Origin of the sequence: Daejeonella lutea (assembly GCF_900168015.1) — a bacterium.
Lineage (GTDB): Bacteria > Bacteroidota > Bacteroidia > Sphingobacteriales > Sphingobacteriaceae > Daejeonella > Daejeonella lutea.
Window position 1 is genome coordinate 158,109 of sequence record NZ_FUYR01000003.1, and the last position, 14,270, is coordinate 172,378.

Annotated in this window: 12 protein-coding genes; 6 read left to right on the top strand and 6 right to left on the bottom strand. The window is 43.1% G+C overall.

Going from position 1 to position 14,270, the window contains the following annotated elements:
* Positions 1–183: 183 nt before the first annotated feature.
* The gene (locus B5X60_RS14295) at positions 184–1,176 is read left to right on the top strand and encodes a carboxypeptidase-like regulatory domain-containing protein (protein ID WP_079703402.1); all 993 of its coding nucleotides are present in this window, start codon (positions 184–186) and stop codon (positions 1,174–1,176) included.
* A 47-nt stretch (positions 1,177–1,223) separates the two neighbouring features.
* On the top strand, positions 1,224–2,513 hold the full coding sequence (locus B5X60_RS14300) for a glucoamylase family protein (RefSeq protein ID WP_139377490.1): 1,290 nt from the start codon (positions 1,224–1,226) through the stop codon (positions 2,511–2,513).
* Positions 2,514–2,605: 92 nt separating this feature from the next.
* Here B5X60_RS14300 and B5X60_RS14305 read toward each other — a convergent pair whose 3' ends face one another.
* The 5 genes from B5X60_RS14305 to B5X60_RS14325 all read right to left on the bottom strand — a co-directional run bounded on the left by B5X60_RS14305 (position 2,606) and on the right by B5X60_RS14325 (position 9,322).
* Positions 2,606–3,841 (bottom strand): amidohydrolase/deacetylase family metallohydrolase, encoded by a 1,236-nt coding sequence (locus tag B5X60_RS14305; protein ID WP_079703404.1) that lies wholly within the window; start codon positions 3,839–3,841, stop codon positions 2,606–2,608.
* A 28-nt stretch (positions 3,842–3,869) separates the two neighbouring features.
* Positions 3,870–6,089 carry a pyrroloquinoline quinone-dependent dehydrogenase gene (locus tag B5X60_RS14310; RefSeq protein WP_079703405.1) on the bottom strand — a complete coding sequence of 740 codons (2,220 nt, stop codon included), beginning with the start codon at positions 6,087–6,089 and terminating at the stop codon, positions 3,870–3,872.
* A 150-nt stretch (positions 6,090–6,239) separates the two neighbouring features.
* On the bottom strand, positions 6,240–7,907 hold the full coding sequence (gene pafA, locus B5X60_RS14315; RefSeq protein ID WP_079703406.1) for an alkaline phosphatase PafA: 1,668 nt from the start codon (positions 7,905–7,907) through the stop codon (positions 6,240–6,242).
* A gap of 184 nt (positions 7,908–8,091) precedes the next feature.
* Positions 8,092–8,466, bottom strand: a complete 375-nt coding sequence (locus B5X60_RS14320) for a bactofilin family protein (protein ID WP_079703407.1) — start codon at positions 8,464–8,466, stop codon at positions 8,092–8,094.
* Positions 8,467–8,473: 7 nt separating this feature from the next.
* A complete protein-coding gene (locus B5X60_RS14325) occupies positions 8,474–9,322 on the bottom strand; it encodes a M23 family metallopeptidase (protein WP_079703408.1) in 849 nt (282 codons plus the stop codon).
* A 261-nt stretch (positions 9,323–9,583) separates the two neighbouring features.
* On the opposite strand from B5X60_RS14325, the gene B5X60_RS14330 reads away from it, so the two are divergent.
* From B5X60_RS14330 to B5X60_RS14345, 4 genes are all read left to right on the top strand, one after another.
* A complete protein-coding gene (locus B5X60_RS14330; protein WP_079703409.1) occupies positions 9,584–10,600 on the top strand; it encodes an acetate and sugar kinases/Hsc70/actin family protein in 1,017 nt (338 codons plus the stop codon).
* A complete protein-coding gene (locus B5X60_RS14335) occupies positions 10,597–11,223 on the top strand; it encodes a bactofilin family protein (RefSeq protein ID WP_079703410.1) in 627 nt (208 codons plus the stop codon). Before B5X60_RS14330 ends, B5X60_RS14335 begins: the two co-directional genes overlap by 4 nt.
* A 286-nt stretch (positions 11,224–11,509) precedes the next feature.
* Positions 11,510–12,547 (top strand): LLM class flavin-dependent oxidoreductase, encoded by a 1,038-nt coding sequence (locus B5X60_RS14340; RefSeq protein ID WP_139377491.1) that lies wholly within the window; start codon positions 11,510–11,512, stop codon positions 12,545–12,547.
* A gap of 21 nt (positions 12,548–12,568) precedes the next feature.
* Positions 12,569–13,726: a putative sensor domain DACNV-containing protein gene (locus B5X60_RS14345; protein WP_079703411.1), complete on the top strand. Its 1,158-nt coding sequence runs from the start codon at positions 12,569–12,571 to the stop codon at positions 13,724–13,726.
* A gap of 99 nt (positions 13,727–13,825) precedes the next feature.
* Here the strand turns inward: B5X60_RS14345 and B5X60_RS14350 are convergent, their stop codons facing one another.
* The gene (locus B5X60_RS14350) at positions 13,826–14,185 is read right to left on the bottom strand and encodes a four helix bundle protein (protein WP_079703412.1); all 360 of its coding nucleotides are present in this window, start codon (positions 14,183–14,185) and stop codon (positions 13,826–13,828) included.
* Between the last annotated feature and the right edge of the window lie 85 nt (positions 14,186–14,270).

Consider the following 14,270-nt stretch of genomic DNA (forward strand, 5'->3'; position numbering starts at 1 on the left):
AATTTAATATATAGTATTGGAATAAGGCAAAGGGAATGAGAAAATTACATTCAACACAATAGGAAGAATTGAGCACCGTAATTTAATAATTACAATGTTTGGCATTTTGTGCAGTTGAATTAAATCATTAAGAGGTAAATTTGATTGAATCTATCCCGACGGGAAAGAAATTTGAGATAATTGATGCGAAGACTGCTCACCCTTTTCCTCATTATATTTTCTCTGGATGTGTCAGGACAGACCATCAAGGGGCAAATTTTGGTCTACGGATCAGAAGAAGCCTTATCTAATGCGAATGTTTACTATGACGGGGGGTACAGAGGGGTGATATCTGATTCCACCGGACATTTTCAGTTAGAGCCTATGTCAACTGGTAAAAAGCCTATAATTATTAGTGCGGTTGGGTATCATTCAACTTTGATTGCTGACTATACGAGCGAGGAATTTTTAAAAGTTTATCTTGAACCTAAGACGTATTCACTGGATGGGGTTGTTGTAACTTACGACGGCATGTCAAGAGAGGAAAAGGAGGCCATATTCAAAGCGGAATTTCTGGGCATTTCGGAGAATGCACGAGAATGTGAGATATTGAATATAGATGATGTTACCCTGGTATATAATTCCAGACGAAAGACTATAGAAGCCACGGCAGAGGAGCCAATTATATTGCTCAATAAGGCTCTGGGATTTAAAATAACATATTATCTGGAAGCCTTCAAATACTCACCCGGAAATATTTATTTTTCGGGAAATTATTTCTTTGAACCCGATTCAACTTTGGAAAAGAAAGAACTAAACCGTGTAGAAAGGAAGAGAAAACAAGCTTATTTTGGATCAAGGATGCATTTTATCAGGGCGCTTTATGAGGATCGTCTCACTAAGGAGGGGTTCAGGCTGCTGAATATGTTCGATAGGGATCAGGATTTTAGCGGGCTTGTTGTTGACGGCGAAAAAGGGAGAAGTATATTTATGAAATCCCGGCTTGTGGTAATTTATAAGGCAAATCAGGGCGCACTTACTTTTCTCGATAAGAACAAGGATTTCACGCGAATTGATAAAAGCGGATACCATGACCCTATGGGAATTACATGGTCTGGGAGTATGGCCAATCAGCGAATGGCCGATTTATTGCCTTTTGAGTATCAGCCTGACGCTCGTAAAGAAGATAGAAATTGAAAGCCCTGACTATTTGCTTGTGCACTTTTTTCCTTGCCAGCTGTGCGATGAAACAGAACGGCCTTGCAGTGCGGGATAAGTTATCCGACGAGGAAATCCTCGACTCAGTTCAGTATCATACTTTTCAATATTTCTGGGACGGAGCAGAGCCTGTTTCAGGGGCGGGCAGGGAGCGTTTTCATGAAGATGGTTTATACCCACAAAATGACAAAAATACAGTAGCCACCGGGGCTGCCGGTTTTGGAATTATGGCAATCATTACCGCGATTGATCGCAAGTTTGTTCCCCGGAATGAAGGAGTCCAGCGTCTAAACAAAATCCTTGGTTACCTGGAAAAGGCAGACCGGTTCCACGGTGCCTGGCCCCATTGGATGGAAGGTGAAACTGGTAGAGTCAAGCCATTTTCTAAGAGGGATGACGGAGGTGACTTGGTAGAAACTTCTTTCGTAGCGCAGGGCCTGATTTGCATACGCCAGTATTTCAAGGCTGGCAACTTCCAGGAGCAAGCGCTGGCGGCAAAGGCGACTCAGTTATGGGAAGAAATTGATTTTAATTTTTACCGGAATGGTAAAAATGTTCTTTACTGGCACTGGAGCCCTCAGTATCAATGGCAGATGAATTTTGCCGTCAGGGGTTATAATGAGTGCCTGATCATGTATGTACTCGCTGCGTCATCTCCAAAATACGGAGTCCCGGCAGAAGTTTATCACGAAGGCTGGGCACAAAATGGTAAGATAAAGCGGGTAACAAATTACAAGGGAATTCCTTTGCAGCTTTTTCATCAGGGGGATGCAAAGAACGGCGGGCCTTTATTTTGGGCACACTATTCATTTTTAGGTTTGAACCCGAATGGATTGTCAGACCGGTATGCAGATTATGGTCAGGAGGTAAGGAATATGGCAAAGATCAATTACCAATGGTCGGTGGATAATCCTGGCGGGTTCGAAGGATATTCTCCGGAAAGTTGGGGATTGACCGCAAGCTATTCAGTAACGGGATATGCCGCGCATGCACCTTCATTAAAAGAGGACCTTGGTGTTATTTCTCCTACAGCAGCATTGTCTTCCTTCCCTTACACCCCCAAAGAATCTATGGCGGCCATGCGCAACTGGTACACGAATAAAAAGGATAAGATTTGGGGTAAGTATGGTTTTTATGACGCATTCAGCGATCAGGCGGCATGGTATCCTAAAAAATATCTTGGAATAGATCAGGGCCCGATCGTAGTTATGATTGAGAACTACCGCTCAGGTTTGCTATGGGAGCTATTTATGAAGGATAAAGACGTTCAGTCCGGGCTAAAAAAACTGGACTTTGTAAGCCCATATCTGAAATGATTTGATTTTTAATCAGGATATCTTACGTTCGACACCCTGTCAACCGTCAACCGTCAACCCTCAACAGTCAACCCTCAACCGTCAACCGTACACTAGTTTCTCCCTCTCCCATCAACCACTAGTGGTGTATTGATGCCATTAAGATTATAAACAACTTTGCCTGCCCTGATCGTTAGTTCGGTTTCCAATTTGCTTGTGGCATCCATTTTAAAGCCCGTATAATCGAAGAAGCCAAATTTACCTTCACGAATATTGAACACAGCAACATCAGCTATTGAGCCAACGGATAATGTTCCAAGGTCTTCTCTTTTAATCACTTTTGCCGCGTTCTGAGTTGTAGCTTTGACTACCGATTGAAGATCCATTCCCATCCGCATGAATTTTGACATCACGTCGATCAGGCTTTTCATGGCTCCATTCACTGCACCTTTGTTCATGTCTGTGCTGATCGTGTTAGGATAAAAACCTTGCTGCAAAGCTGGTATCGCTTGAGAGTATGCGAAACTGATCCCTCCAAATCCCACATCGAAAATGATCCCTCTTTTTTGTGCCTCGACAATGAATGGCCGGATTTTTTTTGTTTTAGGATCTACAATGGATTCCCGGGATTCACCGAGCTCTGCAAAACAATGAGTAAATACGTCGCCCGGGCGCAGGTGTTTAAAGAATAGTTCTTCCAGAGGATGTGCCGGCCTGGTACCTCCGAAATCAACCATTACAGGAATATTACCGATTGTTCCGGCACCGACAGCGCGATCAACAGCTGTCCAGTCTGCGCCATTGTAATGCGCGGTTTTAATGCCCACAATGTACTGTTTGTTTTTAATTGCAAACTCGCCGGTTAATTTAGAATCCATATCAGCGGTATTCTGTTCGGCCGTACCACCTGCAAAACCTTCGCCCACAATATTAAGCCATGAAAGAACGCGGGTTTCAGACTTGTCAATTGTTTCCGCTTTAAATCGCTCAAATGATTTCCATCCTGAGCTTCCGGCATCGACAGTAGTTGTAATCCCGCCTCTGAATGTAAATCCATCGGGAACCGGGTCACCGGCACGCATTCCATGAAAGTTATGAGAATGAATGTCTATCAGTCCTGGCGTAACATATAATCCTTTCGCATGTACGACCTGCTTTGCCAATTTAGGATCAATGTTCTTCGCAACCTGCACGATCTTGTCGCCGTTGATTGCTATATCCATCAGCTCATTTATATTGTTTTTAGGGTCAATTACATGACCGCCTTTTATAACGATGCTGTACGTCTGAGCAGATGTTGTTGAAGCATATATGCAAAGTGCAAGGAGGGTAAAGAATATTTTTCTCATCTTTTGGTGACAGATTTTAGTTGTCAATTTATTTCGGCAAGGCAAATGAAATGATATATCCTGCCGGATTCGCTGCGTCTCCGCCCACTGAAATTGCAATATATTGTTTGCCCTTACTCCAATAGGTACTGGGGTTTGCATTTGCTATACCCGGGAGAGTGTATTCCCAAACGACTTTCCCTGTTTTTTGATCGAATGCCCGGAACTTCCTGTCACGGGTGCTTCCGATAAATAACAGTCCACCTTTAGTTACCAGTGGCCCGGCTGAACCGCTGGCTCCGGTTTCAGGTGCCCCTGGTAGCTGACTGTCAGGGGTATTGCCCAGGGTTACTGTCCACTCAAATTCTCCAGTATTTAAATTGATAGCGTGGAGCTGGCCGAATGGAGGTTTTATTCCTTGACGTCGTTCATTATCTGTAAACTGGCCATATGCTGTCAGGTTTAAATATTGATCATCCTGCTTAATGTCAGCAATTTTGTTTGCCGCATTATTGGCCTGGATTTCTTTAAGAAAGCTTTGCTCTCTACCCGCGCGTGGAGCTGCCGGTTCTTTATCAAAAAGATAGGAGATTATCGCTTCTTCTTTACCTGCGATGACGCTGGCGAATGAAGGCATTTTGCCACCACCTCTTTTTATTTTATTAAGGGCATCTTCGCGGCTCATCCGTGTTTCGATTGCTACAAGCGAGGGGTTTCCGGATTCGTCACCGTTTTTGTCAGGCATGTGACAAGCAACACAATAGGTATTATAAAGTGCTTTTCCCTGGGCATACACAGTAAGGTTAGCCGTTTCGTTTTGAACAACCTTTTTCATAGTTGCGATTTCGGGAGAATCGTTAGATTTTACGTAGATGATCCCTTTCGTAGGATCCACCGCTCCGCCACCCCAGCTTGAACCCCCACGGCTTCCAGGCATCATAAAAGTTCCTTTTATAGCTGGGGGTGTGAAAGGACCCTCATATCTGAAAGACTTAAACCGCTTCATCAGAGTGTCGTGAGATGCCTTGGAGTAATTCGCAATATCAGATTCTGTGATAATTTGACGCGAATAGGGCTTTGGTTTTGTTGGAAAGGGTTGCGTAGGAGAGGCAACCTCACCAGGGATGTCAGACGCAGGAACGGGCCGTTCTTCAATTGGCCACAGTGGTACGCCAGTATCACGATTAAAAGTGTAGATGTATCCAAGTTTTGATGTTTGCGCTACTGCATCGATTTTTTTTCCATTATGGATAACCGTGATCAGATTTGGTGCTGCGGGAAGATCGTAGTCCCACAGATCGTGATGAACGGTCTGAAAGTGCCATCTGTATTTTCCTGTCCTGGCGTCCAAGGCCACTACAGAGTTTCCGAAAAGATTATTACCAATCCTGTCTTTTCCGTAATAATCATAAGTTGGAGACCCGGTCGCAAGGAAAATCATTCCGCGTTTCTCGTCCAGCGTCATTCCACCCCAACTATTAGCTCCACCAACGTATTTCCATGCATCTTTTGGCCAGCTATCGTAACCAACTTCTCCCGGTTGTGGTACAGTATGAAAAGTCCACACCAATGCACCTGTTTTTACATTGTAAGCACGAATATGACCCGGTTCAGCACCATAGAGTTCGGATACTTCGTTACCAATGATATATAGGTCCTGGTAGATCGTACCAGGAGTAGTTGGAATGACCGAGATCTTGTCGGGTTCACCTCGCATACCCACATTCATGCTCACTTTACCGCCATTGCCAAAGCTTGTTATAAGCTGACCAGTAGCCGCATTGACTGAAAATAACTGATCTCCGCCAGTAAACATGATCCTTTTATCCGCGCCGTCTTCATAATAAGTTACACCTCTTCCAACCCCACCTCCGGCGCCACCGTTAAAAGGATCGAAGCTCCAGATCTGCTCGCCTGTTGTTGCATTTAAGGCGTAAACGCGGTGCCTCGCAGACATAGTGTACATAACACCATCGATTATTATGGGATTACTTTCACTGCTTCCACCCCGTGAGCCCTGCGGAGCATCACTGAATTTGTGAGTCCACGCAACTTCCAACTGATTCACATTGTTCAGATTCACCTGATCAAGAACTGAATAGGCTGTACCTTCACTATCTGCCTTGTAAACACTCCAGGTCCGATTGATATCTGCTTTACTGGTCGCAACCAGGGTCGGGTAAACCTTGCACCCGGTATATATCAGGGTGCCCAAAAGTGCTGTTAAGATTGCTGATCGCTTGGTTAGCAAGGTGTTGCGTATGGTCATTTTCTGCAGTCGTATTTAAGTTAACGGTTCAATTTAGGTAACAAATCAGGATATTGCGCGGACACGAAGTAAAATTTGTCTTACAATATATAAACCGCTGGTACAAAAAAGGCGGCCAAAAGCCGCCTGGTGATAATAGGATCATTGAGTTTATTTGTAGGCTTCATGCACGGCTACTCCAATATTACCGTTAGGCTCCTGTATTTTTAAAAGCCCAGTAATTGTTGGTGCAATATCTGTCATATTGTGAGAAGCATTAGTTTTTCCGTGTTTGATTCCCCATCCCATTAACAGGAATGGAATGTGGGTGTCGTCCGGACTAACTGTTCCGTGGGTGGCCCCGGTAGGTGAAGCCCCCGAACCTGAGTACCAGGCAGGTTTAAGTATTATCTGAATCACTCCGCTTCGTTCACGGTTATATCCATTAATAATACGCTCACGATAACTTGCCGGGATATTAGCAGTTTGAGCTTGTTCCATATCAACCACAAACGCAACACCTTCTTTTTTCTTCAGGAATTCAATAGTTCTTGTCTTGATTTCTGCAATATTTCCTTTTCCGGCCTCAATTGCCGCGTAGTTGAGACTTACCTGATAATTGCTAAAACTCCTGATAGCTCCTTTTACTTTAAATTCGTTCTCTAACAGAGTATTTAATTCTCTCATATTGGCTGAAGTCTGGAAGACACCGGTATTGATTCTATTATCTGCCATGAAGCCCGAATTGTGTTGTACTGCATGGTCAGCAGTTAAAAATACTGTGTAGTTTCCTTTACCAACTTTGGTATCCAAATAGGTAAGAAATGAAGCCAGATCGCGATCAAGGCGCAGATAGGTATCTTCAACTTCTATGGAATTTGGACCAAATTGATGACCGATATAGTCCGGAGAAGACACACTTACTGCAAGGAAATCGGTGATATCGTCTGCTCCAAGGCTTTCATTTTCTACCGCCGCTTTAGCAAGGTCAAGTGTCAAACTGCTGCCATAAGGCGTGCTGGTAATAAGAGTGTTCCACCTTGCGCTCATCTCTGAGGTTTTGATCGGAAAAGTTGAGCTGGTCATACCGGCGAACCTGCCTTCATACCGATTATCATCTTTCGAGCTTTGAACGTATGTGTTGATCGGGTACAATGTATTCCAGTCCTGTTTTAGATATTTTTCGTGAAGTCGCTGTGCATTAAAATTACTGACCCAGGCTGGAAGTGCATTCATATAATAGGTGCTGGTAACCCAATTGCCCGTGTCTTCATCATACCAATATGCGGCATTTGCAGCGTGACCGCCCGGAAGGATACTTCCCCGGTCTTTCGACGCTACTGCAATTACTTTAGAACGGAAATTCGTTGCCAGACGAAGCTCGTCCGTCATTGTTGTAGATAAAAGGTTGCGTGGCGACATTTGGCCAGCTACAACAGTGCTGCTGCCAACAGTAGAAACCGTTGTATCTTCCACACAATACACTGTCCTGCCAGTTGACTGCTGAATAAAGTCATTGCCAGCCATTCCATGTATTGCTGGCACAGATCCGGTGTAGACACTAGCATGTCCGATAGCAGTTACACTAGGGATATAATTAATGTAGGTATTCTCCGCAGAAAAGCCCTCATTAAGCATGCGTTTAAAGCCTCCACTTCCGTAGCGCTCGTAAAATCGGTACAAGTAATCCCAGCGCATCTGGTCTACCATAATGCCAACCATTAGCTTGGGCCTTGGTACAGTTGTCTTAGGTACAGGTGGCGAAGGCCTCTTTGGCTGAGCTGAAACAGCCAATGTTGTAATTACTAATGCCGTGATTACCAGAGTTTTAAAAGTCATGAGATTTGCAAGGTTAATTTGTATAAATATCTTAAAAATAAGATCACGGGATGTAAAATGTTCAATACTTATTTAATTGAAAGTTGAAAGTTGAGATTAGAGTGTGGAGAGTTGAGAATTGTACAGCGTTTAGTTAATTCTCAACTCTCAACTCTCAATTGAAACCAGTTACACATTGCCGTCTCTATTGCACCGCAACCAGGTGCTCTACAACTGCATCTTTGGCCATGCTTACCATTCCAGTGTAAACGGCTCCCCGCTCAACCTGGAAAGTCCTGGTCTGGATTTCCCCTAATATTTTTCCGGAGCTTTTGATTTCAATGGATTCAGCCTTAACTGTTCCGTTAACAGTGCCGTAAACGACAATTTCCCTTGTGTTTATATTACCGTCGATCAGTCCATCCTCACCAACAATGAGTCCTTCGCCTATGAACAGGTCACCTTTTATATGACCATCAATTCTGACAAAAACGTCAGATTCTATTTTTCCCGTAACGACACAGCCTTTGCTGATGAGTGTGGGAGTTGCAGAAGACTGAGCGTTTTTGGAATTTCCCATAATATTGTTAGTTAAAGCTTAGGTAGCTGCCGGGATTAATAGGTTTCCCATTTTTCCGGACTTCATAATGAAGGTGATTTCCGGTTGAGTGGCCTGTGGAACCAACTTGTCCGATAACCTGACCCGTATTTACAATTTGACCTTCTTTTACATTTACCTTGGATAAATGTCCGTAAAGAGTTTCTAGATTATTTTTGTGGCGTATCTTGACGCATTTACCGTATCCCTGGAACCAACCTGCAATAATTACTTTGCCATCGGCAGTGCTTTTAACCGCATCCCCCCGACGACCTTTGAAATCTATTCCAGGATGAAATTCTACCCGGCCGCGTCTTACAGGATCGCTTCTATATCCAAAGCGGGAGTTCATCACAAAGTTTGCAGGATAGCCGATAGGTGTAAATGCTATGCCCACCAAAACCTCTTCAAGCCTGTCGTTGTACAGAGCATAAGTTTCTTCAGCAGTTAACTCAGTCGCAGATTCGTTGTTGCCGCCGACATCTTTAACTGTAAATCCTTTAATACCTCTTTTTATCAGGTACTGGTTAATTTTCTTAAGCTTGTCTTCAATATTCTGAATGTAATTACGCGCTTGCGTAGTATCCGCGGCTACAGGGATCTGGCTTTTCAAGTGTGCGATTTCCCGTGCATATGCAATACGTTCCTGCTTGATCTTGCTGATCTCAAGCGAAAGAAAAATAATTGTAACTGTTAATAGAAGAAGAGTTAAACAAATTGTAAAAGCGTATTGCTTAATGCGGTTTATGTGCTTTGTTTTGACACGGAGGGATTTAGTTTCCCCTTTTGTAGTGCCAACGACCAACACTGTGCTGAAATCGGATTTAGAAACTATCATCAGTCAAGTTTAAAAAAAGAGCAGGCAGATGTGCTGTTTTAATAAGTAGCTATGATACTACATTTTATTGTTTTTAAAAAACATTTTATCATTTTAATTGTATGTTTATCCCAATTAAATAATAATATCTATTTTAGGGATCGGTTGTATTTGTTTAGGTATAGAGATGGAGAAATGCGAGAGGGGAGTAGCTAAAAATACTTTCGAAAATCGCTTTCAAAATCAAATTAACGTATACATACACTTTAAACGAATCTTATAATGTTTGCAATTCAGTCGTTTTCAAGCCTAATAGAAAACAGTAACTCTAACCTTAGCAATACATCAAAAGACCTGTTAAACGGTTTGAAAATCTTCCATGAAAATCAGTGGTATATCTGTGGAAACCTGGCATTAAATGAGGGGCAGTTGCCTCATAAGTTAATAAACTCTTCGCCAGCCGATTTAGACTATCAATTGTTGGTAAAATCAGGACTCTTGCTTGTCGCTGATTCGGTAGAGCAGCCACTAACGATCACCACTGGCTTCCCGTATTCTACATACCGAATTTACAAAGACATGGCTACGGATTTTCTGAAGAAAACCCACATTATCGAATTTGACGCATCAACCCATAGCAGCAGCGCTAAACGTTCTGTTATCCTTGATGTGAATAATGTAGAAGTTATCCCTGAAATTGTTGGCTGTACAATTGCGCTGAGGAAAGGTGAGCAGCAGGCTGATGGAAATTTTTTCGTCCTCAGTTGCGGCTTCGGAACTTTTGAGTCGGTACTCAGTATGGATTCAGGTATTGTTGAGCAAACGATGGTTAGTACGCATGGATTAAAATATGCAGTGAACATGCTTATTAGTGAGCTTGAAAAAACCCACTACCTTGGATTCAGGAATGCACACCTTGTTGACGAGGCCTTCCAAAAAGGTTACATTATTCTCAACAGGAAGAATGTTGATCTGAGGGAAATGAGAAGAAATGTTCTGAGATCATACTACAATGAAGTTATCTCTCCGAATTTAAGGAATGTGATAACTGACCAGAATTTAATGAAAGCAAACAAAGTATATCTGTGCGGAGGTGCGATGTACTATCAGGATCTTGTTGATTGTTTCAAAAATGAATTTGGAGAAGTCGCAGAGTTGGAATTTGTAGCTGATCCGGCAACACTTGCCAGTAAAGGATATGCGCTCAATTCGCTTCGTGTCTCAGGCGGGAAGAAAAATTCTTCCGTAGGACTAGACATTGGTAATGCAACTACAGTAGTAACGACAATAAAAGAATGACAGGGAAGGCAGTAAATTTTATTCAGAAGTTTCTAAATAAAAAGCACAGCCGGCAAGAGATTATTGCAGATTTTCATACCACAATTATTCGTGTGGATGACAATTTTATTTCATCAAGCTCAATCATCCTTGATGAAATATTAAGGGGTAATATCTACTCTTTAAAAGAAGTTATAGTAGCCGGAACAGCTGAAATTACAGGAAACGTTACATCCAGGACAGCCTCGATCAGTGGCAAGGTTTACGGTGATATCATTTCGATAGATTACGCTGATATAAAAAGTACTGCTGTGATATCCGGTCATATCCGCGCAAGTTCGATATCTATAGAGCCAGGTGCCGTAATAAACGGATCCATTCGCATCGAAGGCAATATCGATGAACGAGACCTTATTGAAAAAGTTGAGAACAGGCTCCCTTCCCCAAAAGTGAAGGAGCCTGCTTTCCTCACTTATATTATTCCTGAGGAAGTTTCAGACCTTGAAGCCCCAGTTAAACCCGAAATAAGACCGGCTGAAATTAATAAAAGGCCTGGTGCTACCGTCTCGCTTAAAACTAAGACTGCAAAGTCCTCCGATCCTGAGCAGGAAGGAAAACATGCTGCGCCGACTAGCTGGTACTAGTTTTAGTAGTAAGAATCAAGTATCAAGAACCAAGATTCGGGGTTAGGTCATTTGTCCTTAAAATAGAAGTCAGAATTCAATCTTAACAACCCCTCTTTGTTCGCCCGCATGATATCCGCCCAGTCTTGATACTTGATACTTGATACTTGATACTTGCTACTAACTTTACATTCCCACGATCTTATTGTGACTTTCAAATTATACCCTCGGTAATCTTTTGCCCCCCTAAATATTAATTTTACGCCATAAGCCCTATGCAGAAATTGCGGGGTAATTGTTAAAATATATGGTAAATATTTCGGAAGAAAACACGCCGCTAGCCTTGTCCGTTTTGGATCTGGTTCCTGTGGTTTCTGGTAAAACCCCCGCAGATTCTTTTAAAAATACGCTTGATCTGGCCCAGGAGGCAGAGCGCTTTGGTTATACACGCTACTGGATGGCTGAGCATCACAATATGGCGGGAATTGCCAGCTCAGCAACGTCAATTCTGATTTCTCATGTCGCCGGCGGGACTTCAACCATTCGGGTTGGTTCCGGTGGCATCATGCTGCCCAACCATTCGCCGCTGGTGATCGCGGAACAATTTGGTACTTTGGAATCGTTATTTCCTGGCAGGATTGATCTTGGGTTGGGCCGTGCTCCGGGTACTGATCAACTGACCGCCATGGCATTACGTCGCAATCTTGAAGGTGCGGGAGAAGATTTTGCCCAGAATCTTGCGGAACTAAGGGAGTATCTTTCTGCAGACAACGCGGGCGCGCGTGTGAGGGCGATACCCGGGGAGGGGCTTGATATCCCAATATGGCTTTTAGGATCAAGTACCTACAGTGCGCAGCTTGCCGGGTTACTTGGTTTGCCATTCTCTTTTGCCAGCCATTTTGCTCCAAATCTGCTTTTCACCGCTCTGCAAGTTTATCGAGATAGCTTTCGTCCATCGAAAGTTCTGCAAGAGCCTTATGCGATGGCCTGTGTGAACGTTATCGCAGCAGATACTGATGCGGAAGCAGAACGTCTGGCGACCTCTCTATACATGGCTTTCCTCAATGTGATCAAAGGTACCCGAACTACCCTTCAGCCACCAGTGGACAGTATGGATTCTGTGTGGAATGAAGCTGAACGTTATGCTACCCAGCAAATGTTGAGCTATACGTTTGTGGGATCTGCAGAAACAATAAAAAATAAGATGCAGGCTTTTGCTAACGAAACCGGCGTTGACGAGATAATGGCTGCAGGGATGATCTACGACCACGATGCGCGGGTGAAGTCGTATAAGATTCTTTCAGAATTACAGCTTCAAAAAAATGTAGCGTATATTAGATCATAATAACTGCCTAACCAGAATCACATGGCTGAGCTAAAAACAATCTCCGGCGAATCTACTTATAAAGCTGCTGCTGCTGTAGCGGATAGGGTAGTTAATATATTTACCCAACATCTTGATGAAGCTATCGCAAAGGGAGAGACCGATCTGGCATCTGTTCCCTCTTCACAGCATGTAGAACAGATTTTAGACACTGCATTTTGGGCCAGTTTGAGAAGGGAGGAGGGTAATTCGCCTAAAATCTCCATTGCTTTTCTTTCGCCTGATCAGGCAGAATTACCACTGCGCTTTGAACATAAGCTTACATTTAGTCCTAATGTTCTGACCAAACTTGGACCAGGGGTGGAACGACCGGGTGTTCACTTAGGCGTATGGTATGATGATGACGGTTTATACATATGGGGCACAACCCATAAAATTCCTAATTACTGTTTTGTACTTGATGTATCTGAGCCTGGCCTGCTCGTCATAAAACACCGGCGAGCTAATGGTTTTGGAAAATTCACCAACATTGTTGTTTTAATAGGAGACCAGATTAAGGTTGTTGATGAGGATAGTCGTAACCTGCCAGATTGCCCGGTGCTGCTAACATCATTACTCGGATTTAGTTCAGTATCGCCGAACCATTCGGTAAATGTTTTAATACAGATCGCTACATCGATGCGGGCTCATAAACATGGAGGGTCGCTTTTAGTAGTTCCCTCAAAAAGTAATGCCTGGCGCGAATCGATTATCCATCCGATGAAATATTCAATTTATCCGGCCTTTTCCGGTCTTGCCAATCTGATGAAGCAGGATGTGAAGAACTGGAGTAACGGCGTGTGGCAGGGGGAGTTAAGCAGAGAGATTGATAGTATAGCAGGCCTTACGGCAATTGACGGTGCGACAGTTATTACTGATAAGCATGAGGTTTTGGCCTTTGGGGCAAAGATCAGCCGCACAGAAGGCAGCCCGCGCGTAGAACGGATACTTGTAACCGAACCAATAGTAGGAGGTGATGGCGTAATTGTTAATCCGGCAATGACTGGCGGGACTAGACATATGTCAGCTGCCCAATTTGTCCACGACCAAAAAGATGCGATTGCACTTGTAGCTTCTCAGGATGGTATTTTTACAATTTTTACCTGGTCGCCATGTGAGAATATTGTGCATGCGCACAGGATTGATAGCCTTTTATTGTAGTAACAACCTTCCTTCCGGCAAGGTATCAAGTATCAGGTATCAAGTATCAAGAAAATTGAAAGTAAATAAGATGTATTTTCTTCATCGTGATATATGTGTCTAGATAGGAACCTTAATCGATTGTTCAAGCCCGAAAAGCATTTTCTGTATTTCAGAAATTTTAAAAATGATCTCACTCATTATTAACTGGTCGATAAAATTTAAACGATGAGCAATTATAATTTGGGTCTCCAATTCGAAGATTGAACCTGTACTTATCGATAGGAAGTTTTTAAACTCTTTATTAGATTTTCTACCGGCACCTTCAGCAATATTCGATGGAATCGATACTGCTGCTCGCCGTATCTGACTTGTGAGGCTATACTTCTCATCAGCAGGGAATTCTCTTGTAATCGAGTATATTTCTGTAGTAAGATCAATTGATCTCTGCCAAACAGTGAGATTCTTAAAGTTGTGCATCCCACAAAATTCATAATATCCAGTTTACTGCCACTACAAAGTGTCGGAATATTTATTTAAAGGCACCGTTTCTTGATACTTGATA

Bases quoted from the DNA above. Each gene is read 5' to 3' on its own strand.
- B5X60_RS14335 (WP_079703410.1), top strand. From the start codon at position 10,597: ATGACAGGGAAGGCAGTAAATTTTATTCAGAAGTTTCTAAATAAAAAG.
- B5X60_RS14300 (WP_139377490.1), top strand. From the start codon at position 1,224: ATGAAACAGAACGGCCTTGCAGTGCGGGATAAGTTATCCGACGAGGAA.
- B5X60_RS14305 (WP_079703404.1), bottom strand. From the start codon at position 3,841: ATGAGAAAAATATTCTTTACCCTCCTTGCACTTTGCATATATGCTTCA.
- B5X60_RS14340 (WP_139377491.1), top strand. From the start codon at position 11,510: ATGGTAAATATTTCGGAAGAAAACACGCCGCTAGCCTTGTCCGTTTTG.
- B5X60_RS14310 (WP_079703405.1), bottom strand. From the start codon at position 6,089: ATGACCATACGCAACACCTTGCTAACCAAGCGATCAGCAATCTTAACA.
- B5X60_RS14350 (WP_079703412.1), bottom strand. From the start codon at position 14,185: ATGCACAACTTTAAGAATCTCACTGTTTGGCAGAGATCAATTGATCTT.
- B5X60_RS14345 (WP_079703411.1), top strand. From the start codon at position 12,569: ATGGCTGAGCTAAAAACAATCTCCGGCGAATCTACTTATAAAGCTGCT.
- B5X60_RS14295 (WP_079703402.1), top strand. From the start codon at position 184: ATGCGAAGACTGCTCACCCTTTTCCTCATTATATTTTCTCTGGATGTG.
- B5X60_RS14325 (WP_079703408.1), bottom strand. From the start codon at position 9,322: ATGATAGTTTCTAAATCCGATTTCAGCACAGTGTTGGTCGTTGGCACT.
- pafA (WP_079703406.1), bottom strand. From the start codon at position 7,907: ATGACTTTTAAAACTCTGGTAATCACGGCATTAGTAATTACAACATTG.
- B5X60_RS14320 (WP_079703407.1), bottom strand. From the start codon at position 8,466: ATGGGAAATTCCAAAAACGCTCAGTCTTCTGCAACTCCCACACTCATC.
- B5X60_RS14330 (WP_079703409.1), top strand. From the start codon at position 9,584: ATGTTTGCAATTCAGTCGTTTTCAAGCCTAATAGAAAACAGTAACTCT.